Origin of the sequence: Pseudomonas sp. OG7 (assembly GCF_014192825.1) — a bacterium.
GTDB lineage: Bacteria > Pseudomonadota > Gammaproteobacteria > Pseudomonadales > Pseudomonadaceae > Aquipseudomonas > Aquipseudomonas monteilii.
The window spans coordinates 261,982-282,766 of sequence record NZ_JACHYK010000001.1 but is presented as its reverse complement, the minus strand read 5'-3'; the positions used below and the strand labels follow the sequence as shown (position 1 = coordinate 282,766).

General features: G+C 63.5%; 18 protein-coding genes. 9 read left to right on the top strand and 9 right to left on the bottom strand.

Going from position 1 to position 20,785, the window contains the following annotated elements:
- Nucleotides 1–22 precede the first annotated feature (22 nt).
- Nucleotides 23–361 carry a P-II family nitrogen regulator gene (gene glnK, locus FHW75_RS01350; protein WP_002555808.1) on the bottom strand — a complete coding sequence of 113 codons (339 nt, stop codon included), beginning with the start codon at nucleotides 359–361 and terminating at the stop codon, nucleotides 23–25.
- Nucleotides 362–731: 370 nt separating this feature from the next.
- Here glnK and FHW75_RS01345 point away from each other — a divergent pair, with 370 nt between their 5' ends.
- Together FHW75_RS01345 and FHW75_RS01340 are read left to right on the top strand one after the other, a co-directional pair.
- Nucleotides 732–998, top strand: coding sequence for an accessory factor UbiK family protein (locus FHW75_RS01345; RefSeq protein ID WP_026020301.1), 267 nt, complete (start codon nucleotides 732–734; stop codon nucleotides 996–998).
- Nucleotides 999–1,352, top strand: a complete 354-nt coding sequence (locus tag FHW75_RS01340; RefSeq protein WP_019096450.1) for a gamma-glutamylcyclotransferase family protein — start codon at nucleotides 999–1,001, stop codon at nucleotides 1,350–1,352.
- A gap of 1 nt (nucleotide 1,353) precedes the next feature.
- On the opposite strand, the gene FHW75_RS01335 is transcribed toward FHW75_RS01340, so the two are convergent.
- On the bottom strand, nucleotides 1,354–3,372 hold the full coding sequence (locus tag FHW75_RS01335) for a DUF4034 domain-containing protein (protein ID WP_183673056.1): 2,019 nt from the start codon (nucleotides 3,370–3,372) through the stop codon (nucleotides 1,354–1,356).
- 257 nt (nucleotides 3,373–3,629) lie between these two features.
- Between FHW75_RS01335 and FHW75_RS01330 the strand changes: the two genes are divergently transcribed.
- Nucleotides 3,630–5,120 (top strand): YifB family Mg chelatase-like AAA ATPase, encoded by a 1,491-nt coding sequence (locus FHW75_RS01330; protein WP_019096452.1) that lies wholly within the window; start codon nucleotides 3,630–3,632, stop codon nucleotides 5,118–5,120.
- On the opposite strand, the gene FHW75_RS01325 is transcribed toward FHW75_RS01330, so the two are convergent.
- From FHW75_RS01325 to FHW75_RS01315, 3 genes are all read right to left on the bottom strand, one after another.
- Nucleotides 5,117–5,554, bottom strand: coding sequence for a DoxX family protein (locus tag FHW75_RS01325; protein WP_183673054.1), 438 nt, complete (start codon nucleotides 5,552–5,554; stop codon nucleotides 5,117–5,119). The two genes, FHW75_RS01330 and FHW75_RS01325, sit on opposite strands and share 4 nt — an antisense overlap.
- Before the next feature lie 141 nt (nucleotides 5,555–5,695).
- Nucleotides 5,696–6,064, bottom strand: coding sequence for a response regulator transcription factor (locus FHW75_RS01320; RefSeq protein ID WP_174244657.1), 369 nt, complete (start codon nucleotides 6,062–6,064; stop codon nucleotides 5,696–5,698).
- Complete coding sequence (locus tag FHW75_RS01315) at nucleotides 6,061–7,053, bottom strand: response regulator (RefSeq protein WP_016712656.1); 993 nt, start codon at nucleotides 7,051–7,053, stop codon at nucleotides 6,061–6,063. The genes FHW75_RS01320 and FHW75_RS01315 overlap by 4 nt, the downstream gene beginning before the upstream one ends.
- A gap of 240 nt (nucleotides 7,054–7,293) precedes the next feature.
- Between FHW75_RS01315 and FHW75_RS01310 the strand changes: the two genes are divergently transcribed.
- Nucleotides 7,294–12,339: an ATP-binding sensor histidine kinase gene (locus FHW75_RS01310; RefSeq protein ID WP_183673052.1), complete on the top strand. Its 5,046-nt coding sequence runs from the start codon at nucleotides 7,294–7,296 to the stop codon at nucleotides 12,337–12,339.
- A 57-nt stretch (nucleotides 12,340–12,396) separates the two neighbouring features.
- Here the strand turns inward: FHW75_RS01310 and ycaC (FHW75_RS01305) are convergent, their stop codons facing one another.
- Both ycaC (FHW75_RS01305) and FHW75_RS01300 read right to left on the bottom strand, forming a co-directional pair.
- Nucleotides 12,397–13,023: an isochorismate family cysteine hydrolase YcaC gene (ycaC, locus tag FHW75_RS01305; RefSeq protein ID WP_016712658.1), complete on the bottom strand. Its 627-nt coding sequence runs from the start codon at nucleotides 13,021–13,023 to the stop codon at nucleotides 12,397–12,399.
- A 72-nt stretch (nucleotides 13,024–13,095) separates the two neighbouring features.
- Entirely contained in the window at nucleotides 13,096–13,458 is a 363-nt protein-coding gene (locus FHW75_RS01300; RefSeq protein WP_016712659.1) for an AraC family transcriptional regulator, read from the bottom strand.
- Nucleotides 13,459–13,595: 137 nt separating this feature from the next.
- Between FHW75_RS01300 and FHW75_RS01295 the strand changes: the two genes are divergently transcribed.
- A complete protein-coding gene (locus tag FHW75_RS01295; RefSeq protein ID WP_016712660.1) occupies nucleotides 13,596–14,567 on the top strand; it encodes a GlxA family transcriptional regulator in 972 nt (323 codons plus the stop codon).
- 156 nt (nucleotides 14,568–14,723) lie between these two features.
- On the top strand, nucleotides 14,724–16,511 hold the full coding sequence (locus FHW75_RS01290; protein WP_016712661.1) for a monovalent cation:proton antiporter-2 (CPA2) family protein: 1,788 nt from the start codon (nucleotides 14,724–14,726) through the stop codon (nucleotides 16,509–16,511).
- A gap of 38 nt (nucleotides 16,512–16,549) precedes the next feature.
- Here the strand turns inward: FHW75_RS01290 and FHW75_RS01285 are convergent, their stop codons facing one another.
- Nucleotides 16,550–16,810 carry a HigA family addiction module antitoxin gene (locus tag FHW75_RS01285; RefSeq protein WP_027614815.1) on the bottom strand — a complete coding sequence of 87 codons (261 nt, stop codon included), beginning with the start codon at nucleotides 16,808–16,810 and terminating at the stop codon, nucleotides 16,550–16,552.
- Between the two features lie 553 nt (nucleotides 16,811–17,363).
- On the opposite strand from FHW75_RS01285, the gene FHW75_RS01280 reads away from it, so the two are divergent.
- On the top strand, nucleotides 17,364–17,657 hold the full coding sequence (locus FHW75_RS01280) for a hypothetical protein (protein ID WP_027614814.1): 294 nt from the start codon (nucleotides 17,364–17,366) through the stop codon (nucleotides 17,655–17,657).
- Nucleotides 17,658–17,752: 95 nt separating this feature from the next.
- Here FHW75_RS01280 and ycaC (FHW75_RS01275) read toward each other — a convergent pair whose 3' ends face one another.
- Nucleotides 17,753–18,382: an isochorismate family cysteine hydrolase YcaC gene (gene ycaC / locus FHW75_RS01275; RefSeq protein WP_019096456.1), complete on the bottom strand. Its 630-nt coding sequence runs from the start codon at nucleotides 18,380–18,382 to the stop codon at nucleotides 17,753–17,755.
- 135 nt (nucleotides 18,383–18,517) lie between these two features.
- Here ycaC (FHW75_RS01275) and FHW75_RS01270 point away from each other — a divergent pair, with 135 nt between their 5' ends.
- Entirely contained in the window at nucleotides 18,518–19,429 is a 912-nt protein-coding gene (locus FHW75_RS01270; protein ID WP_016712663.1) for a LysR substrate-binding domain-containing protein, read from the top strand.
- A gap of 93 nt (nucleotides 19,430–19,522) precedes the next feature.
- Nucleotides 19,523–20,785 (top strand): OprD family porin, encoded by a 1,263-nt coding sequence (locus tag FHW75_RS01265; protein WP_183673050.1) that lies wholly within the window; start codon nucleotides 19,523–19,525, stop codon nucleotides 20,783–20,785.

Genomic DNA, 20,785 nt, shown 5'->3' with positions numbered 1-20,785 from the left:
TTTGGTGAGGCTTTGTTGCTGCTTAGATCGCGTCGGTATCGGTTTCGCCGGTACGGATACGGATCGCCTGCTCCAGATTCACCACGAAAATCTTGCCGTCACCAATCTTGCCGGTGTTGGCTGCCTTGGTGATGGCTTCGATTACCCGATCAAGGTCCTTGTCATCGATGGCGACATCGATCTTCACCTTGGGCAGGAAATCGACCACATATTCAGCACCGCGATACAGCTCGGTGTGGCCCTTCTGGCGACCGAAACCTTTGACTTCGGTGACGGTGATGCCCTGCACGCCGATTTCCGACAGCGACTCGCGCACGTCGTCCAGCTTGAACGGCTTGATGATGGCTGTGACTAGCTTCATGAAACTCTCTCCCGATTTGGTGGACTTGCCCCAGGAAAACAAACCCGTCTCAAGTCTAAGCGCAGCGGTTGGCTTTGTAACGCGTCGTCGGCATCCGGCTCCGCGTGCGCACTGCCTGGTCACAAGGAACTGCATCAGTGCATGGCTCGTACAGGTCTTTGCAGAAACCTTGCCAGTTCCGGCAAAGCACCGGAAAACAGTGGGTTATGCAAATCAGTCGGGATTGGCCAGTCGCCAGCATGGAAAACATGCACAATTTCGGTGCGCACCGGCAGGGCGCGTTGCGCGAAAAACGTGCAGGCGTGTGGCCCAAGCCGCGTAATGGCCCGTGCTACACTGCCGGCCATTCTCAGTTTCAGTGGACAGCCCCATGCTCGCGCCAAAAGCCCTTCTCGATGCCCTGAGCGACCAGGCCTCGCGCCTGTTCAGCGGCGATACCGCCCAGCCCCGCGCAGAGCTGGAAAGCCAGTTCAAGGTGCTGATGCAAGGTGCCTTCAGCAAGCTGGACCTGGTCAGCCGCGATGAATTCGACAGCCAGATGGTCGTGCTGGCGCGCACCCGCGCACGCCTGGAGGCCCTGGAAAAACAAGTAGCCGAGCTGGAAGCACGGCTGAACCCGACCCCACAGGATGAGTGAATGCAGCCCTCCAGCGCCTACCCGGTATTGCTGTTTTCCTACGGCACCTTGCAGGACAAGGCCGTGCAACTGGCCAACTTCGGCCGTGAGCTGAACGGCCAGGCCGACCGCATGCCGGGCTACCGCCAGGACTGGGTCGAGATCACCGACCCGGCCGTACTGGCGGCCAGCGGCAAATCCCGTCACCCCATCGTTTCCCCCAGCAACCAGGCCGACGACAGCGTGGCCGGCATGGTCTTCCAGATCAGCGAAGAAGAGCTGGCGGCGGCAGACCGCTATGAAGTCGCCGACTACAAGCGTGTCGCCGTCACCCTTGCCTCGGGCCTGACGGCCTGGGTTTATGTGCGCGCCTGAATCAGGCCGAGGCCCGTAGTCGAGGTAGCCGGGACGGCGCTTGTTTCGGCGGCAGCTCACTGGCATGCAGGGTGCCGCGAAACAGGGCCGCACCGCACTGCGTGAACAGGGTTTTCACCCGGTTGTGTGAATTGAGTATCTCGGCCTGGATATCCTCGATGGCCGAGTCCCCTGGCTGCAAAGCGGCCGCACGGTTGGCCCATTCGATGGCGGCAAAACGGCTCTGCTTGCGGGTGCCGCGCCCTTGCATCCAGGCCAACCCCAGTTCGGCGCTGGCGCGCCCGGCAATCCACGGGTCCGGGTGCTCGACCAGGCTCGACAGGTAGGCGACCGCTTCGGCCCGTTCCTGCGTTTCGCCAAACTGGCGCAACAGAATCCCCAGGTGCAAGCGCGCGCGTGCATTGGTTTGTGCATTGCCCAGCGCGTCGACCAGCAGGCGCCTGACGGCCAGCATGGCACTGCGCTCGTTGAGGTCCTCATCACCCTCCATGCGCAAGCAGGCCAGGTTGTACTTGGCTTGCCGGCTGCCTGTTTCCACCGCACGCAGCAGCCAGTGCTCTGCCGCCTCGTCATCCAGATAGTGCGACGGGGTGTTGCCAAGGCCGCCGCTGTGCAGCTCGTACAGTCCCAGGGCAGCCCCCGGCAGGTTCAGCTCGGCACAGCGCTCATACAGGTAACAGGCCAGCTCATGCCGGTTGGCAGCCCACAGCAGCCGCGCCGCCCCAAGCACCTCGAGGCCCGATACCTGGCCCGCGCGCTGGAGTTTCACTGCCACCTGCGACCATACCCTTGCCTGCTCGGCCGAGCGCAGCATCCCCCAGAGGCCGAAACGATGCCCGACAGCACGCAGTGCACAGGCGCCAGCATGCGAGCGACCTTCACACAGGCGCTCGATGGCGGTGCGCAACAGCTGTTGTTCATCTGCCACGCCATCGCGCAGTATCAGCTCGACCAGACAGCGAAACGGAACGCCCATGGCGCGGATTGCGCCGTGATCGGCGTTGCACGCAAAGCTCGCGGTAAAGTCGCGCATACCACCGACAGGGTCCTGCAAGGCACTGCTGCGCAGCGCGGCTCGCCAAGCCAGCACGACAGCGCGCTCCCTGGGCCTTAGCAGGCGTTGCAACCAGGCGTCGAACAGCTGCTGCCAATCCGCGACGGCCTGCACCTGGTCGCCTTGGGGCAGTTTCAGCCGGTCTTCGACGGCCATCCAGCGCAACGCATTACGCAACGCTTCGTCCCACGCCTCGCACAACGGTCCATTGGCCAATAGCTCCAGCGCATCGAAGCTGGCGCCCCAACGGGGCAGCAAGTATTCGGCGAGGGCCTGGATCGCTTCGAAGCAACCCGGGCGGGCGACCAGCGCATGGCGCAGCCAGTAATAGCGGGGGGCGTCGTTCTCGTGATCGACCCGCCTGCTCAGGCATGCCGGCAATGCCCGTGGCAATTCGGCCAGGGGCAGCAGCCCATGCTTCACCAGCAATGGGGCCGCAGCCTCCTGCACTTCCACATCGGTATGGGCACTGGGCCTGTAGCGGGCGGGCTGCCCCTGGAACAGCTCGACCAACCAGCCGGGCTCGCGCAATTGCGCACTGATGCGCAGCATACCAATGGCCGCTGCCACAGGCTGGGCAGAACGGTCCATGGCACGTAGCAAGTGCGCCGTCGCGCGTTCACAAATCTGCTCCACGGCCAGCACGCGCGCCGCGTTGCTTTGGCCGCCGCCCTGCACCTGACAGGCGCGGTGGAAGCAATGCAGGCCCATTACCACCTGCGGGTGGTAGGCCTTGGGGCAGGCATCGATCCAGGCTTTGAGCACCTGGCTCAGCGCCCTGTCGCCTTGGCTACCCTGGTCGACCAGCATGTGCCCCTCGAGGGCCGCCATGTAGGCGGGAAACTCGCCGGGCGGGGCTTGGTGCCATTGCGCCTCTAGGCTGTCGAAAAAGCGGGTGAGTTCTATGAATGAATTGGCCTGCACCAGTTCGCGGATAACCTGGCGCGTGCGGGCGAGCGTTTGCACGGCGCAATACCTCAAGTCCATTTGAAAGAAGCCGCAGTACCATCCCATGGCAACGGCAGTTGCCCAACAACACTAAGTCATAGCAGGCGCCTGCGCAAAGGCAATTGGATCCATTCTTGCCAATCTGCCTGAAAATACAGGGAAAGTCCCTCCCCTGAAAAACCATGACGCACACTTCTTGCGCCACCCTGGCACGGCGCTGGCTATCCTTGCCCCAGCCGCAGGAAGCGGCCCTTTCCAGCGACAACGGAGCGTCCATGTCCCTAGCCCTCGTCCATAGCCGCGCCCAGGTGGGTGTGCAGGCACCGGCAGTCAGCGTCGAAACCCACCTGGCCAATGGCTTGCCCCATCTCACCCTGGTCGGCTTGCCGGAAACCACCGTCAAGGAAAGCAAGGACCGGGTGCGCAGCGCCATCGTCAACTCCGGGCTGAACTACCCGCAGCGGCGCATTACCCAGAACCTCGCCCCTGCCGACCTGCCCAAGGATGGCGGGCGTTACGACCTGGCCATTGCCTTGGGCATCCTGGCTGCCGACGGCCAGGTGCCGGTTGCCACCCTCGCCGAGGTCGAATGCCTGGGCGAACTGGCGCTGTCAGGCAAACTGCGCCCGGTGCAGGGCGTGCTACCCGCTGCACTGGCAGCGCGAGAGGCAGGCCGGGCGCTGGTGGTACCACGGGAAAATGCCGAGGAAGCCAGCCTGGCGGGTGGATTGGTGGTGTATGCAGTGGGGCACCTGCTGGAGCTGGTCGCCCACCTGAATGGCCAGGTGCCACTGCCACCGTACGCTGCCAATGGCCTGATCCTGCATCAACGCCCCTACCCGGACCTGAGCGAAGTGCAGGGCCAACTGGCAGCCAAACGGGCTTTGCTACTGGCAGCGGCCGGGGCACATAACCTGTTGTTCACAGGCCCCCCAGGCACCGGCAAGACCTTGCTCGCCAGCCGCCTGCCCGGGCTGCTGCCACCGCTGGACGAGCACGAGGCACTGGAGGTGGCGGCCATCCAGTCGGTCAGCGGGCATGCACCGCTGAACAGCTGGCCACAACGACCGTTCCGCCACCCTCATCACTCCGCCTCCGGCCCGGCACTGGTCGGAGGCAGCAGCCGGCCGCAACCGGGCGAAATCACCCTGGCCCACCATGGTGTGCTGTTTCTGGATGAGCTGCCAGAGTTCGAACGGCGCGTGCTGGAAGTGCTGCGCGAGCCACTGGAGTCGGGCGAAATCGTGATTGCCCGGGCCCGCGACAAGGTGCGCTTCCCGGCACGCTTTCAGCTGGTGGCCGCCATGAACCCCTGCCCTTGCGGCTACCTGGGCGACCCCACGGGCCGCTGCCGGTGCAGCACCGAGCAGATCGCACGGTACCGCAACAAGCTGTCCGGGCCGCTGCTGGACCGTATCGACCTGCACCTGACCGTGGCCCGCGAAAGCACCACGCTGAACAACCAGCCCTGCGGCGAGGCCAGTGCCGATGTGGCCGTCAGGGTGGCTGAAGCACGAGAACTGCAGCACCGGAGACAAGGGTGCGCAAATGCGTTTCTCAACCTCGAGGGATTGCGCCGCCACTGTGAGTTGACTCCAGCAGACCAGGCCTGGCTGGAGGGTGCCTGTGAGCGATTGACCTTATCGTTGCGGGCGGCACACCGCTTGTTGAAGGTGGCACGAACGTTGGCAGACCTGGAGGGTTGCGAGGCGATTGGCCGGGCTCATCTAGCCGAGGCCCTGCAGTACCGGCCGGGGAGCAGTTAGATTGCCGGGGCTGCTTTGCCCCGCCAGAAATACCCGGAAACCGAATACGCCCCAGGCCCAGTCAACGCCAACCCGCCGTAAAGTGCCACCAGCAACCAGGCAAACTGCCCCTGCTCTAGCGTCCAGTCCGGGTGCACCACCACCAGCGCCACCAGCAACACTGCCAGCACCGGCAGGCAAGCCAGGCGCGCGGCAACACCCAAAAACAGCAACAGTGGGCAAACCACCTCGGCAAAAACCGCCAGCCCCAAGGTCAGCGGTGCGCCCAACCCGAATGGGTCTTCTATGCGCTGCAATTCACCGCTCCAGTCCAGCAGCTTGGGGAGCCCATGGATAAACAGTAATAGCAAGGCGGCCATTACCCGCATGAAGAGCAGGCCGGTGGCGCTCAAGCTTGGGGATTGGGGGTCGAGGAAGGTTTTCAGGCGGGGCATGGCAAGGGGCTCGCTAAACGATTACCACGGGAGCATTGCCCGAATCCCCGGTGATTGATTGCGCAAGTGTGCTGAGATGGATGTTAAGGCTACTGGCCTCTTCGCGGGCGAGCCCGCGAAAGGGCCGGCAAAGGCAGCACATCACTGCCCGCCCGCCAATGCCTCTTCAACCACTCTTAGCAGCACCTCTTCAGAAAAAGGCTTGCCCAGGCAGGCCAATGCCCCAAGGCTCATCGCCGCATGCACCGCGTCATCATCCCAGTGTGCCGACATGCAGATCACCGGCAACCGCCACTGCTGCCAGGCCAGCTCACGCTGCACCGCCAACCCGCTCATCCCAGGCATTTTCAGGTCGAGCAGCACACAGCCCGCCTGCCGCGCCAGCTCCGAACCCAGGAATACATCCCCCGCAGCGAACGACAACGTCTCGAACCCGGCCGAACGCAGCAGGTTGGCTAGGCTTTTGCGCACCGAAGCATCGTCGTCGACGATGCACACCCATCTGCTCATGCGCTGGCCAGGCCCTCTACCCGCGCCTCGATGACGTTGTGCATGGCCACCAGTTCCACCAGCGAGCGGGACTGCATCTTGTTCATGATGTTTTTCTTGTGCACCTTGGTCGTCACTTCGCTGGTGCCGATCTGCCTGGCGATCTGCTTGTGCGACAGGCCATCGACCACCAGCGAGAACACCTGGCGCTCACGCTGGGTCAGGCGTTGGTACTTTGCCTCGACCTGCCGCGCATGGTGCCATTTGCGCCCATCGACCACAGCCCGGGTACGCACGGCCTGCAGCAGCGTCAGCAACTGGTCTTCATCAAATGGCTTGGTCAGGAACTCCACTGCCCCCGCACGCATGGCCTGCACCGTCATCGGGATGGTGCCGAAACCGGTCATGAACACGATCGGCCAAGGCAGCCCCAGCTGGCGGAGGGCGTGCTGCACCTCAAGGCCAGTGGTATCGGGCAGGTGCATGTCGAGCAGCAGGCAGGCGCAGGGGGTTTCCAAGTGGGCTTCGAACAACGCCTCGGCACTGGCGAACAACTGATGCGGGATATCCTGCGAGCGCAGCAGGCGGCCCAGCGCCGTACGCACTGAGGGGTCATCGTCCACCACCAGCACCGGTACGTTCGCACTGTCTTTCAAGGGTTCAAACATGTCAGCACCGGCACCCAGCGTCGGGTGGCCCGGCGCCAGGCAAGGCACATCAAGGCTTATCTCGGCAGCCAGGCGGTAGCCCCGGCGGGGTACGGTCTGAATCAGCCCACGGTCGCCAAAGGCCTTGCGCAGCAAAGACACCTGCACCTGCAGGTTGTTGTCCTCGACCACCGTGCCGGCCCACACCTGGCTGAGCAGTTCGTCCTTGCCGACCACCCGGCCCTTGGCCTTGATCAACGTGGCCAACACCTCGAATGCGCGGCCACCCAAGAGGATCGGCTTGCCGTCTAGAAACACTTCTCGCCGCTCCAGCGACACTTGGGCATTGCCTATTCGGATCATGGCTTCCTCACGCGGGCACGGGCGTTTACGCAGCCCCGGGCAGGCTAGGCCAGCGTACGCGTTCACACAATTATCCCGAGGGATAGGTTGCCCTCGGGACTATACAAAAGCCCGTCTGCCCGCAGGGTGCGATAACGGACAACAGCGTGCCCGTTCCTGCCAGGCAGGCTACAAGCCGCATCCTTACTGGGCCCGCTGCGTATACTCGCGCCTCAGGATGTCGCTAGCAGGGGGTGTTTTATGCTCGATGAACGCCTTGCCCACAGGCCCATCGAATACGACCAGTCGGTCGACGAGGGCTGGCTGAACCGGTGCGACATCAGCGCGCTGGGCCAGGAAGGCGAGCTCAGCTACTTTCGCCTGCGCGACCCGACCACCCATCAGGCCTGGATCGCCGTTCGCGCCCCGCTCGAGGCCCCCGCCGCCTGTCAGCGCCTGGAAAGAGACTACCGCCTGCAACTGGACCCGCAGTGGGCGGTGATCCCGTCTGCGTTCGTGCGTTCGGCCGAAGGCCCGCTGCTGGTGTACCCGGCTGGCCACTCAATCGCCGACCTGATCGCCGAAGGCCCTGCAGCCCTGACGCCATTTCTCGATATCGCGGTAAATGCGGCCAATGCCTTGGCACAGGCTCACGCACGCAATGTGCTGCATGGCGCGCTACAGCCCGAGTACGTGTGCCTGTACGCCAACCAGCGGGTGCGGCTAGGTTGTTTTCGCGCCGACCTCGCGCAACTGATTGGCGAACACGGCGCTCCGCTCGGCAACTGGTCGTACCTGGCACCGGAACAGGTCTGCCCGCACGGCAGCAGCAGCGACCAGCGCAGTGACATCTATGCCCTGGGTGCGATCCTGTACCAGTTGCTGCTGGGTGAACTGCCGCTGGCGGGGCGCGACACTCAGCACTGGCGCCAGCTGCATGCCGGCGTGCAGCCAAGGGCGGCCTGCGAAGTGGACAGCAACGTGCCACAGCCGCTCAGCCGGGTGCTGGCCAAGGCGCTGGCCAAGGAGCCCGACGCCCGCTATCAGAGTGCTCGCGCCCTGGCGGTAGACCTGGCCCACTGCCAGCGGCAATGGGTCGCCAGCAAGACCATTCAGGACTTCGAGCCAGGCTGCGCCGACCCCGTCACGCCTGGCCACGAACGCCTGTATGGCCGCTGCGCCGAACAGAAGGCCATCGCCCTGCTGCTCAAGGCCCCGCGCCGCGACAGCAAGCCGCAAGCCCTGTTCATCAACGGCGCTACCGGCATGGGCAAGTCGACCCTGGTCGAGGCAGCACTCAAAGCCAACGCCCAAGGTTACTGGGCCATCGGCAAGTGCAACGGCGTTGCCCAAACCGTCCCCTACGCACCCTGGGTCGACATTCTCGGTGCGCTGACCACCCAGTTGCTGGCCAAGAACAGCCAGGCCCTCGACAGCCTGCGCCGCGAGATCCTGCGCCGCATCAAAGGCCATGGCCGGCTGCTCGGCAAGCTGGCACCAGACCTGCAACTGATCCTTGGCCCCTTGCCCGAGTTGCCGGCCAAGCCCACGCGCCTGGCACTGCAGAAGGAGCTACGGGCGATCATCGAGTTCTTGCAGGTGTTCAGCCGCCCCGGCCAGCCGCTGGTGCTGTTCTTCGATGACCTGCAGTGGGTCGACCAAGCCAGCCAGCAACTGTTGACGCAACTGCTGGCTCACGCACCTGGCAACCTGCTGTTGATCTTCGCCCGGCGCAATGATGCGCCAGCCAGCAGTGCCCCCCTTACCCTACCCACAACGGTGCGCAGCACCACGCTGAACCTGCGGCCTCTGGCCGTGGGCGCCGTGTCCGAGCTGATCGGCGAGCGCTACCACATCGGCCCCGAGGAGGCATTGCCGGTGGCCGTGCTGGTGCACGACAAGACGGCGGGCAACCCGTTCTTCATCCATCAGATCCTCCGGGCCATGGTCGAGGACCAGCTGTTCACCTTCGACACCCAGGCCATGCGCTGGTCATGGTGCCTGCAGGCCGTGGCCCGCCACCGCTATTCCGACAACGTCGCCGACCTGATGATCCACCGCCTGGCTCGCCTGCCGATGCCCCAGCGCGACCTGCTACGGGTGGCCAGCGCGGCGGGCAGCCGCTGCGATGAACGCTTGCTTCAGCAGGTCCTTGCCCAGGCCCCTGGCGAACCGTTGAAAGCCTTGATTGGCGCGGGTTTCCTGCAACAGGGCCAGAACGGCCTGGGCTTTGCCCATGAGCGGGTGATGGAAGCCGCGTACGCGCTAACGCCCATACGCGCGCGTACCCAACTGCATGCACGTATTGCCCTGGCCATGCGACAGGCCTGGCCAAGCCACCTGCACGAAGCACTGTTCGAGCTCGCCAACCAGCTGCAACGCGCCAGCCCCTGCGGGTTTGCAGCGGATGACTGCGAAGCGTTCCTGCAGCTTTTGCGCGAAGCAGCAGCACGCGCACGCGACGGTGGCGCCTTCGAGCAGACCGCAGGCTACCTGCACACCGCCGAGCAGCTTCTGCAGCACGGCGCCACGCTGGAAAGCCGCGCCACACATGGCTTTGCCATCGCCTGCATGGCGGCGGAGTGCGACATGCAACTGTCGCGAATGATCGCAGCCGAAGCCCGGATCACCGAATGCCACCAGCGCGCACGTTCGACGCTGGACCAGGCGCGGGTGTGCCGCCTGCAGGCACTGCTGCATACCTTGCGCGGCGACTATCAGGCGGCCATCGACAGCGCCATATCCGGCCTGGACTTGCTGGGTATAAGCCCGGTACGGGGCATCGACTGGCAACAGGTCGAGGCAAGTCATGCCCATGTGCAGGCCTTGATCGAACAGAAAGGGCGGCACTGCCTGGAGTCGCTGCAGCGCTCCGATTCTGAAGAGGTGACGGTTGCCGTCAGCTTGCTGGCCACCCTGTCGTCGTCGTTTTTTGTCAAGGACGACATCTGCTTCCTGCACCTGGCCAAGCTCATGGAGCTGTCGCTGCTGCACGGTGCTGCCCCGGGCAGCACTTATGGCATGGCCTGGTACGGGGTGATGATTGCCGAGCGTTTCGGCGCTTACCATGATGGCCACGCCTGCTGCCTGGCCGCACTCAAGCTGATCGAACGGCACGGCTTCGACGCTGACCTGACCAGCGCGCTGCTGGCCCTGGACCAGGTCAGCGCCTGGACCTCGCCCATGGAGTTCGCCCGCCGTACCGCGCTGGATGCGGTCGATTCAGGGCGCCTGAGCGGCGACCTGGCGATGAGCTGCTACGCCTGCAACCACCTGGTTTCCGACTCGCTGTTCATGGGCCGTTACCTGCCAGACGTAGTCGAGGAATTGGCGCAAGGCCTGGCCACCGTACGTCGCTACGGTTACCGCGACGTCGAGCTGATCCTGCTAGCCCAGCAAGCGTTCGTCACCCGCTTGAGCGGCACGCCCTGCCCAGCCTCGGCCACAGCCTCGAAGTCGCCCACGACGCGGTTCTTCCAGTACCTGTTCGCCGGCATGTGCGACTTCTACCTGGGCAATATCCCACAGGCGATGGGCAACCTGGCACTGGCCGCAGACAACACCTGGGCAGTGCCGGCGCACATCAACCTGGCCGACTTTCACCTGTTCCGCGGCCTGGCCCTGGGCAGCCCCGAGGCCGCTGGCAGCGTTGCCGACAAGCTGCGCGAGCTGCAGGCGCTGCGCGAGCGCTTCGGCCGCTGGGCCGGTTTCAACCCGGCCACCTTCCGCAACAAGCTGTTGCTGATCGAAGGCGTGATCGCCAAGCTCGAAGGCGACGGCCTGACCGCCATCCGCTGCTTTGACCAGGCGCAGATCGCTGCCGCCGCTGCCGGCTTCATCCACGAACAGGCCCTGGCCCATGAACAGCTGGCCGAGGTGTGTATCCCCAGCGGCCTGATTTCCGGTGCCAACCTGCACCTGCGCATTGCCCGCGACTGTTTCCATATCTGGGGGGCGACCGGCAAGGTGCATCAGCTGGAGGCGTTGCACCCCTTCTTGCGCACCCAGCCGATCCAGGAAGCCTGCCACACCGACCACCAGGCCAAGCTGGACCTGGAAGCGGGCATAGAAGCGGCGCGCGCGTTGTCCGAAGAAGTACTGCTCGAAGGCCTGATCGAAACCCTGATGGGCCACCTGACCCAGCACTCAGGTGCCGACCATGGCGCGCTGCTGATCGTCAGCGGTGCCGAATTCCAGATGGCTGCCCTCGCCTACATCGACGATGCCGGGCTGCACGTGAGCATGGACAACTGCCAGAAGTTCATGACCCAGGCACCACTGTCGGTCATCAACGCCACCATGCGCACCCGCAAGCCACTGGTGCTCAACGATGCCCAAAGCGACTGTCCCGAAGCCTTTCGCCATGAGCTGCAGGCGCGCAATGCCCGCTCGGTGCTGTGCCTGCCGCTGGTGATCCAGGGCGTGCTGATCGGCCTGGTGTACCTGGAAAACCGCCTGGTGCCCAACCTGTTCGGCAACCAGCGCCTGGCCATGCTGGAGATCCTCGCCTCGCAGGCGGCGGTGTCGCTGCAAACCGCCAAGTTCTATACGCGCCTGGCCGAAGACAACCAGAGCCGCGCGCAGATGGAGGCCGAGCTGCGCCGCTCTCGTGCGGAGTTGGCCCGCAGTGCCCACCTGCAGGTGATGAACGAGCTGTCGGCGTCGATCGCCCACGAGATCAGCCAGCCGTTACTGGGGATTGCCTCCAACGCCGCCGCCAGCCTGCGCTGGCTCAAACGCGCCAAGCCCGATCTGGAAGAGGCGATTGCCGGCCTGGAAGACATCCGCAACGACAGCGAGCGTGCGGCCAACATCGTGCGCGCGCTGCGTTCGCTGGCCAAGCAATCGCCGGTGCAGCTCAAGGCGGTGAAGCTGGATGAGCTGATCCGTGAGGTCGTGCGCCTGACCTCGGCCGATGCCGCCAAGGGCACGGTGGACGTGCAGACACGGTTGCAGGCAGGGGTGAGTGTGATGGCCGACCCGGTGCAGTTGCAGCAATTGGTGTACAACCTGATCAACAATGGGCTGGAGGCGCTGGCGGGGTATCGCGGTGACGGGGTGCTGCGGATTGCTTCGGCTGTCGTCGGGGATGCGGTGGAGATTTGCGTGGACGACAACGGGCCGGGGATTGCGCCCGAGGAGCGGGAGCAGGTGTTCGGGGCATTCTACACCACCAAGAGCGATGGTATGGGGATGGGGCTGGCGATCTGCAGTTCGGTGGTGCAGGCCCATGGTGGGCAGTTGCAGGCACTGGCATCCGAGCTGGGTGGTTGCCGGATTCGCTTCACTCTGCCGGTGAATCCTTAATAGCCTGTACCGGCCCTTTCGCGGGTAAAACCGCGAAGAGGCCGGTACAGGGTTACATTAACGCGAAGTCAACGCCGCATAGCTGTTCATCAAATTGCGGTAGTTGGGAATACGCTGCGACAGCAGGTTACCCAGCCCTTCGATATCGTTGCGCCAGTCACGGTGCAGCTCACACGCCACCGAGAACCAGTTCATCATCTGCGCGCCTGCCTGGGTCATGCGTACCCACGCCGCTTGCTGCACGGTTTCGTTGAAAGTGCCCGAAGCATCGGTCACCACAAACACCTCAAAGCCTTCAGCCAGCGCCGACAGGGTCGGGAACGCCACGCATACATCGGTCACCACGCCGGCGATGATCAGCTGCTTGCGGCCAGTGGCCTTGATCGCCTTGACGAAGTCTTCGTTGTCCCAAGCGTTGATCTGGCCGGGGCGGGCAATGTACGGCGCGTCCGGGAACATTGCTTTCAGCTCGGGCACCAGCGGGCCGTTCGGGCCTTGCTCGAAGCTGGTGGTGAGGATGGTCGGCAAGCCGAAGAACTTGGCCAGATCACCCAGAGCCAGCACGTTGTTCTTGAACTCATTGGGCGAGAAGTCCTGCACCAGCGAGATCAGGCCGGTCTGGTGGTCTACCAGCAGGACCACGGCGTCGTCTTTGTTCAAGCGCTTGTAATCAGGTTGGCTCATGGGGTGACTCCTTGGGTTGGGATGACGGTCCGGCACTGTCCGCAAGGGGCTATACCGGTGGATAGATACGGCTTAAGAAATGGCCTGCGCCTGTCGCCAGGCCTTGGGCGGCTGGCCAACCAGGCGGCTGAAGGCGCGGGTGAAATGGGCCTGGTCGCAAAAGCCGCATTCCAGGCTCACATGGGTAATCGGTGCTTCGGTGGCGAGCAGGCGCTTGGCCTTTTCCATGCGTGCCAGCAGGCGCCAGGCCTGGGGTGAAAGGCCGGTATTGACCTTGAAGGCACGGGAGAAATGGCTACGGGTGAGGTTGCACACGCTGGCGATCTCGATGATCGACAGCGAACTGCGCAGCATCAGTTCCTTGGCCTGGCGTAACCGCGCGGGCGTCAGTGCGCCCGGGGGGTGCAGCGGCTCTTGGGGGGTGCCGGGGTGCATGGCGACTCTCCTGTTGAATGCAGAAAGTCTCGCCCCCGGCACATGACAAAGTCCTGAGCCAAACCTGAATTGTTCTTAATTGTGCGCGGGGGTATACCGTAAGATGCACGTTGTATTCAGCTAACGAGCGAAGAAGCATGCAAGTAAACGCTCACCGCACCGTGGCCATGGTGCTTTTCAACGATGTGCTCTTGCTGGATGTGACCGGCCCCATGGATGCGTTCGCCATCGCCAACCGTTTTTTGCCGGCAGAGCGGCAATACCGGCTGCTCACCCTGGCCGAAGGGCAAGCCGCGGTGCGCGGCTCCTGTGGGCTGAAAGTGGTGGCCGACCTGCGCCTGGAAGACTTGCCGGACGCCGTCGACCTGTTGCTGGTGCCCGGCGGCCCTGGCGCGTATGACATTGCCGTGCCAGCGCTGGAGCGCTGGTTGCCGCAGGCGGTGCGCAGCGCCAAGCGCTTTGGTGCCATTTGTACCGGGGTGTTCCTGCTGGGCCGGGCGGGGTTGCTGGATGGCTACCGCTGTACCACCCACTGGAATTACGTGGAGCGCCTGGCGCGGGCGTTTCCTCAGGCCAAGGTTGAGACCGAGCAGATCTATGTGATCGACCGCTGCCTGATTACTTCGGGCGGGATCACTGCGGGTATCGACCTGGCGCTGGCGGTGGTGGCCGAGGACCACGGCAAGGCGCTGGCCCTGGAAGTGGCCAAGGTGCTGCTGGTCGCCCGTCATCGCCAAGGCGGGCAGACCCCGTACGGGCCGTTGCTGGCGGCGGTGCCGCGTGATGATTCGCCGATTGCCCGGGTACAGGCGCACATCGTCGACCATATCGAACAGACGTTTACCGTGCAGAAGATGGCCGACCTGGTGGCCATGAGCAGCCGTAATTTCGCCCGCACGTTCCAGCGCGAGGTGGGGATAACGCCGTTGCAGTACCTGCAAAATGCGCGGATCGACCGAGCGCGCAAGCTGCTGGAGGGTAGCGACCTGCCGTTGAAGGTGGTGGCGGCGCAGTGCGGGTTTGGCAGTGACCGGCATATGCGCAAGGTGTTCTGCGAGCGGATTGGCATGACGCCGGCACAGTATCGGGCGCAGTTTGGTGGGGCTTGAGTCAGCCGACTCCCGCCAAGAGGCCAGCACAGGTTGTCTCAGTTTTCAGGACAATCTTTCTCCCTGAAAGCAGATTGTCTACCCCCCTCTCATTCCCCAGAATTGTCGGCCAAACTGTTCAAATGCTGCCCCGGCAGCTCATGGAGTACGAGCCAAATGCCACACGAAGGCAGCCTGCTGCAAACCGCCGTCATCTTCCTGCTCGCCGCAGTCCTCGCCGTCCCCCTGGCCAAACGCCTGCAGCTAGGCGCCGTACTTGGCTACCTACTCGCCGGCGTTGTCATTGGCCCGCAGGCACTGGGCCTGATCCGCGACACCGAAAGCGTGGCGCACATTTCCGAACTGGGTGTGGTGCTGCTGCTGTTCATCATCGGCCTTGAACTGTCGCCCAAGCGCCTGTGGCTGATGCGCAAATCGGTGTTCGGCGTCGGCAGCGCCCAGGTACTGCTGACCGGTGCGCTGATCGGTGCCATCGCCCTGTTCGGCTTCAGCCAGACGCTGCCGGCGGCCATCGTGCTCGGCCTGGGCCTGGCGTTGTCGTCCACCGCCCTCGGCCTGCAAAGCCTGGCCGAGAGCAAGCAATTGAACGCCCCGCACGGCCGCCTGGCCTTCGCCATCCTGCTGTTCCAGGACATCGCCGCCATCCCGCTGATTGCCCTGGTTCCGTTGCTGGCCGCCAGTGGCCCAGACACCAGCCACGGCGATAGCCTGCAACATGGCCTGAAGGTATTCGCCAGTATCGCCGTGGTCATCATCGGCGGCCGCTACCTCCTGCGCCCGGTCTTCCGCACCGTAGCCCGCACCGGCCTGCCCGAAGTGTCCACCGCCACCGCGTTGCTGGTGGTGATCGGCACCGCCTGGCTGATGGAAGAAGCCGGTGTGTCCATGGCCTTGGGCGCCTTCCTCGCCGGCCTGCTGCTGGCCGACTCGGAATACCGCCACGAGTTGGAATCGCAGATCGAACCGTTCAAGGGCCTGCTGCTGGGGCTGTTCTTCATCAGCGTCGGCATGGGCGCCAACCTGCGCCTGTTGCTGGAAATGCCGCTGGTGCTGCTGGGCCTGACCCTGCTGCTGGTGGCAGTGAAGCTGGTGTTGCTGATTGGCGTCGGCCGCCTGGTCGGTGGTCTGAACAGTGCCAGCGCCCTGCGCCTGGGCATGGTGCTGGCCGCTGGGGGCGAGTTCGCCTTCGTGGTGTTCAAGCTGGGCAAGGACCAGGGCTTATTCGACACCCAGACCTACGATTTGCTGTTGATGACCATCACCCTGTCCATGGCCATCACCCCACTGATGATGCTGGGCTGCGCCCGCGCCCTCAAGCGCCCGCAGCCTGTGCGGGAAGTGCCTGAGCAGTACAAGCAGATCCAGACTGATACGCCGCGGGTGGTGATCGTCGGCATGGGCCGCATGGGCCAGATCGTCGCGCGTATCCTGCGGGCACAGAAAATCCCATTCATCGCACTGGAAACCTCGGTGGACACCATCGAGATGACCCGCATGTTCGAACAGGTGCCGGTGTTCTACGGCGACCCGCTGCGCCCTGAGGTGCTGCATGCGGCCAAGGTGGGTGAGGCGGAGTACTTCATCATCACCATCGATGACCCGGAAGCCGCCATTCATACCGCTGAACGGGTGAAACGCCTGTACCCGCACTTGAAGGTGCTGGCCCGCGCACGTAACCGCCAGCATGTACACAAGTTGGTGGATGTGGGTGCAGAGCCGATTCGTGAAACGTTCTACTCCAGCCTGGAGATGACCCGCCGGGCGCTGGTGGGGTTGGGCTTGAGCGATGAACAGGCGGCGGACCGGATTGCACGGTTTACCCAGCATGATGAAGAAGTGCTGGTGGCCCAGGGGCAGGTGCGCGATGACCGGGCCAAGGTGATGCAGACGGCCAAGGAGGCGCGGGTGGAGTTGGAGCGGTTGTTTGATTCGGATGCGGATTGAGGGCCTTCGAGTATTTGCCGTGAGTATTGCAGTGCCTTTCACGGGTGCTCACGGTGGGCAGCCTCCCATATGTCATAAGCTGCCTGCTCGGCGAGGTATTGCCGCGCAGGTCCGAGGCCTGCCAACTCAAGCCGATCCGCTAGATCGGCTGAAATGGCAGCACGCCCATTGAGTACAGCGGCCAATTGCATCTGCGGATAATCAAGCTGCCGGGCTAAGTCCGAAATACTCACTCCGATTGCTGGAAGCACGTCGTAGAGCAACGACTCTCCCGGATGTGGTGGGTTGTAAAGGGGAATTTCAGGTCTCCTGGATAAGCACTCCCAATGTTCTTCCCTTTCCTTGCTATTCATCAGGTCGCAACGGCTGATCGGATTGTCAGAATTCTCCTGTTCTATCTCATCACTGGGGCTGCTATGCAGCCCTTCGCGGGCACGCCCGCTCCCACAAGTACTGTGCCGCCTGGCAGGTTTGCGCTATTCCTGTGGGAGCGGGCTTGCCCGCGAAGGGCCGCGTAGCGGACCCAACATCCCGACTTCTCAGTAGCGTCCTACTTTCTTCCAAGCCATTTCCTACGTGAACGCATGGACTGAAGAATTATCCTACACACCGTGTCGACGCCCGTCTGATTGTCCGGGGAAGGCCTGCTCTCTAGGCTGACCAGGTCGCTGTCGGTTCAGCGATCGGGTGTGGAAACCCGGATGTGATGAAGGGCTGCCGTTATGGCAGTTGTGCGCGTGAGGCCTTTTGGCCTACCGGCTTGCCTTCTCACCGGTTTTCCACCCCGCGCACAACTGCCGCCTTCTGCGTGGAAACGGGTGGTTGCAGTTCAATCCTAGAGAAGGAATTGCTATGAAAAAAATCGTTCCCGATCCACCCCTTCCCGAAACCACACAACGCCCCTTCAGCCGCTGCGATGCCGGCCATCCCCCATTGTTCACAGTAAACCCAGGCGTATCCGCCCACGACGCACTGGTGCATGTCGCCCAGTACCTGCGCGGTGCCTATGACTGTGGCTATAAAGCCCTGGAGCATCTGGATGACACTGGCAAAAGCCTGTTCTGGAGCAACCTGAATGCACTCGAGATGGCAGAAGGGTTGGTTGAGGCATTGCTGGATGGGATTGAGTCGCAGCCTATGAATTGATGCTGCCTGTACCCGCGAAAGGGCCGGTACAGCAAACAAAAAAGGCCGGCTCCCTACAGAGGGAGCCGGCCTTTGTACGCACTGCTACTGATTAATTACTTACCCGCAGTCAGCGCGTTGTAGCTAGTCATCAGGTTGCGATAATCCGGAATGTGGTTGGAGCACAGCGCCGCCAGCCCTTCGATATCGTTGCGCCAGTCGCGGTGCAGCTCACAGGCCACGCCAAACCAGGTCATCAGCTGGGCACCCGCCCGGCTCATGCGGTCATGGGCAGCATCGCGGGTCATTTCGTTGAAGGTGCCGGACGCATCGGTCACCACAAACACATCGAACTCTTCTTCCAGGGCAGCCAGCGCCGGGAAGGCTACACAAACCTCAGTCACCACACCGGCAATGATCAGCTGCTTCTTGCCGGTGGCCTTCACCGCCTTCACGAAGTCTTCGTTATCCCAGGCATTGATCTGGCCAGGGCGGGCAATGTACGGCGCATCCGGGAACAGCGCTTTCAGCTCTGGCACCAGTGGGCCGTTCGGGCCTTGCTCGAAGCTGGTGGTGAGGATGGTCGGCAGGTTGAAGAACTTGGCCAGGTCAGCCAGGGCCAGCACGTTGTTCTTGAACTTGTCCGGCTCGATGTCGCGCACCAGCGACAGCAGGCCCGCCTGGTGGTCTACCAGCAGTACGGCGGCGTCGTCTTTGTTCAGGCGGTTGTAGGTGAATTTGCTCATGGTCTGTGCTCCTAAGGTTTATGAATTCTTCAGCTATTCGGGGTGTTTCGCGTTGATGGGCACAGATTAAAATCATCACCTTTGCTGCACTAGACTGCGAAAACCGCCCTTAGCGTTCCGTTTGGAGAACGATCATTGGAAGACCTCAATTCCCTCTATTACTTCACCCAAGTTGTAGAGCACGGGGGTTTCGCCCCGGCAGGCCGAGCGCTGGACATGCCCAAGTCGAAGCTCAGCCGGCGCATCGCCGACCTTGAGGACCGCCTGGGCGTGCGCCTGCTGCACCGCACCAGCCGGCACTGCTCGCTCACCGAAATCGGCCAGGCCTATTACAACCGCTGCCTGGCCATGCGCGTGGAGGCGGAGGGTGCGGCGGAGATCATCGAGCGCAACCGTAGCGAGCCGCGCGGGCTGGTGCGTATCAGTTGCCCTACCACCCTGCTCAACTCGTGGGTCGGGCCGATGCTGACTCGCTACATGCTCAAGTACCCGCAGGTGGAGTTGTTCATTGAAAGTACCAACCGCCGCGTCGACCTGCTGCACGAAGGCTTCGACATTGCGCTGCGGGTGCGCTTTCCACCATTGGAGAACACCGACATGGTGATGAAGGTGCTGAGCAACAGCACCCAGTGCCTGGTGGGCCAGCCGCAGTACCTGGAGCAACTGCCCAAGGGCTTCGATCCGCTGCTGCTCGGCACGCTGCCGAGCCTGCATTGGGGCAGCGCACAGCGTGAGTACCAGTGGGAGCTGTTCCAGGGTGAAGACAGCAGCCGCAGCATTGTCATCCCGCATACGCCGCGCATGGTGACTGACGATTTGTTTGCCCTGCGCCATTTCGTGGTGGCTGGGGTGGGGATTGCGCATTTGCCGCGAGTGGCAGTACGCGAGGACCTGGCGGCGGGGCGGCTGGTGGAGCTGATTCCAGACTGGCACCCGCGCTGTGGCATCGTGCATGCGATTTTCCCGTCGCGAAGGGGGTTGCTGCCTTCCGTGCGGGCGCTGATCGATCATCTGGCTGAGGAATTCGCCATTAGCGACATGGCTTGAGTGCTGAACAGGTAAACCAGATCCCAGCACACCCTTACAAGACCCCTGGCCTATCCTTGCTCCACAGTCCCGGATCATCCCCCGGAGCTCTCCATGATCCGCGCCACACACGGACCAGGCCGCGCCCTGCTCGCCACGCTCGCCCTCTGCCCGGCGCTCAGCCAGGCGGATGAGTCCGGCTGGTCGTTGCTCAGCCGCAACTACTTCCTGCACAGCGACTTTCGCTCGCCCTCTGCCAGCGGCCAGAACTACCGCCAGGAATGGGCACAGGGTTTCATCGGCGAGGTCCGCTCGGGCTTCACGCAAGGCACGGTTGGCGTGGGCATCGATGCCCACGGTTTTCTTGGCCTGAAGCTCGACGGCGGCCGTGGCCATGCCGGCACCGGTTTGCTGCCACGCGACAGCAATGGCCGCGCCGAATCCGACTACTCCAGCGCCGGCGCCGCGCTCAAGCTGCGCCTGGGCAACACCCAGTTGCGCTACGGCGAAATGAACGTGGAAACCCCGGTGTTCGACACTGGCGACAAACGCCTGCACCCGGAATACGCCACCGGCTGGCTCGTGGAAAACACCGACCTGCCCGACTGGCGCCTGCAGGCCGGGCGTTTCACCGCCTTCAACAACCAGGACAACAGCGCCACCCGCGATGATTTCAGCGGCTACGGCGTCACCACCCACAACCGCGCCATCAGCCTGGCCGGCGCCACCTTCGCGCCCACTGGCCCGTTTGGTGGCGCGCTGTATGCCGGGCAACTGCAAGACACCTGGCGCCAGGCCTACCTCAACCTGAACCTGGCCGAAGGTAACTGGCGCGTGGACGGCAATCTCTACAAAACCCGCGACACCGGCAACGCCAGTGGCGGGGCAATCGATACCCTCGCCTACAGCCTGCTGGCCAAGTACAGCTTCGGCGCCCAGGCGCTGAGCCTGGCCTATCAGAAGGTCGAGGGCGACACCCCGTTCGACTTCGTCGGCGGCGATTCCATCTACCTGGCCAACTCGATCAAGTACGCCGACTTCAACGGCCCGGGCGAGCGTTCGTGGCAACTGCGCTACGACCTCAACTTCGCCACCCTCGGCCTCCCCGGCCTGAGCGTGATGGGCCGCTACGTCAGCGGCCGGGGCATCGACGGCAGCCATGCACCAGCCAGCGGCGCCTACGTTGGCCAGTACGGCGACGGCGGCAAGCACTGGGAGCGCGACATCGACCTGAAATACGTGGTGCAGTCAGGCGCCGCCAAGGACCTGAGCCTGTCGTTCTCCCACGTAAGCCATCGCGCCAACCAGGCCCAGGCCGGCGATGACATCGACCGTATCTACCTGATCATCGAATACCCACTCAAAGGCAGCTTCTGA

Excerpts from the sequence above, each read along its gene's own strand:
- FHW75_RS01290 (WP_016712661.1), top strand. The coding sequence starts at position 14,724 with ATGCCACACGAAGGCAGCCTGCTGCAAACCGCCGTCATCTTCCTGCTC.
- FHW75_RS01325 (WP_183673054.1), bottom strand. The coding sequence starts at position 5,554 with ATGCCCCGCCTGAAAACCTTCCTCGACCCCCAATCCCCAAGCTTGAGC.
- FHW75_RS01340 (WP_019096450.1), top strand. The coding sequence starts at position 999 with ATGCAGCCCTCCAGCGCCTACCCGGTATTGCTGTTTTCCTACGGCACC.
- FHW75_RS01320 (WP_174244657.1), bottom strand. The coding sequence starts at position 6,064 with ATGAGCAGATGGGTGTGCATCGTCGACGACGATGCTTCGGTGCGCAAA.
- FHW75_RS01330 (WP_019096452.1), top strand. The coding sequence starts at position 3,630 with ATGTCCCTAGCCCTCGTCCATAGCCGCGCCCAGGTGGGTGTGCAGGCA.
- FHW75_RS01280 (WP_027614814.1), top strand. The coding sequence starts at position 17,364 with ATGAAAAAAATCGTTCCCGATCCACCCCTTCCCGAAACCACACAACGC.
- ycaC (WP_019096456.1), bottom strand. The coding sequence starts at position 18,382 with ATGAGCAAATTCACCTACAACCGCCTGAACAAAGACGACGCCGCCGTA.
- FHW75_RS01265 (WP_183673050.1), top strand. The coding sequence starts at position 19,523 with ATGATCCGCGCCACACACGGACCAGGCCGCGCCCTGCTCGCCACGCTC.
- glnK (WP_002555808.1), bottom strand. The coding sequence starts at position 361 with ATGAAGCTAGTCACAGCCATCATCAAGCCGTTCAAGCTGGACGACGTG.
- FHW75_RS01295 (WP_016712660.1), top strand. The coding sequence starts at position 13,596 with ATGCAAGTAAACGCTCACCGCACCGTGGCCATGGTGCTTTTCAACGAT.
- FHW75_RS01300 (WP_016712659.1), bottom strand. The coding sequence starts at position 13,458 with ATGCACCCCGGCACCCCCCAAGAGCCGCTGCACCCCCCGGGCGCACTG.
- FHW75_RS01310 (WP_183673052.1), top strand. The coding sequence starts at position 7,294 with ATGCTCGATGAACGCCTTGCCCACAGGCCCATCGAATACGACCAGTCG.
- ycaC (WP_016712658.1), bottom strand. The coding sequence starts at position 13,023 with ATGAGCCAACCTGATTACAAGCGCTTGAACAAAGACGACGCCGTGGTC.
- FHW75_RS01315 (WP_016712656.1), bottom strand. The coding sequence starts at position 7,053 with ATGATCCGAATAGGCAATGCCCAAGTGTCGCTGGAGCGGCGAGAAGTG.
- FHW75_RS01345 (WP_026020301.1), top strand. The coding sequence starts at position 732 with ATGCTCGCGCCAAAAGCCCTTCTCGATGCCCTGAGCGACCAGGCCTCG.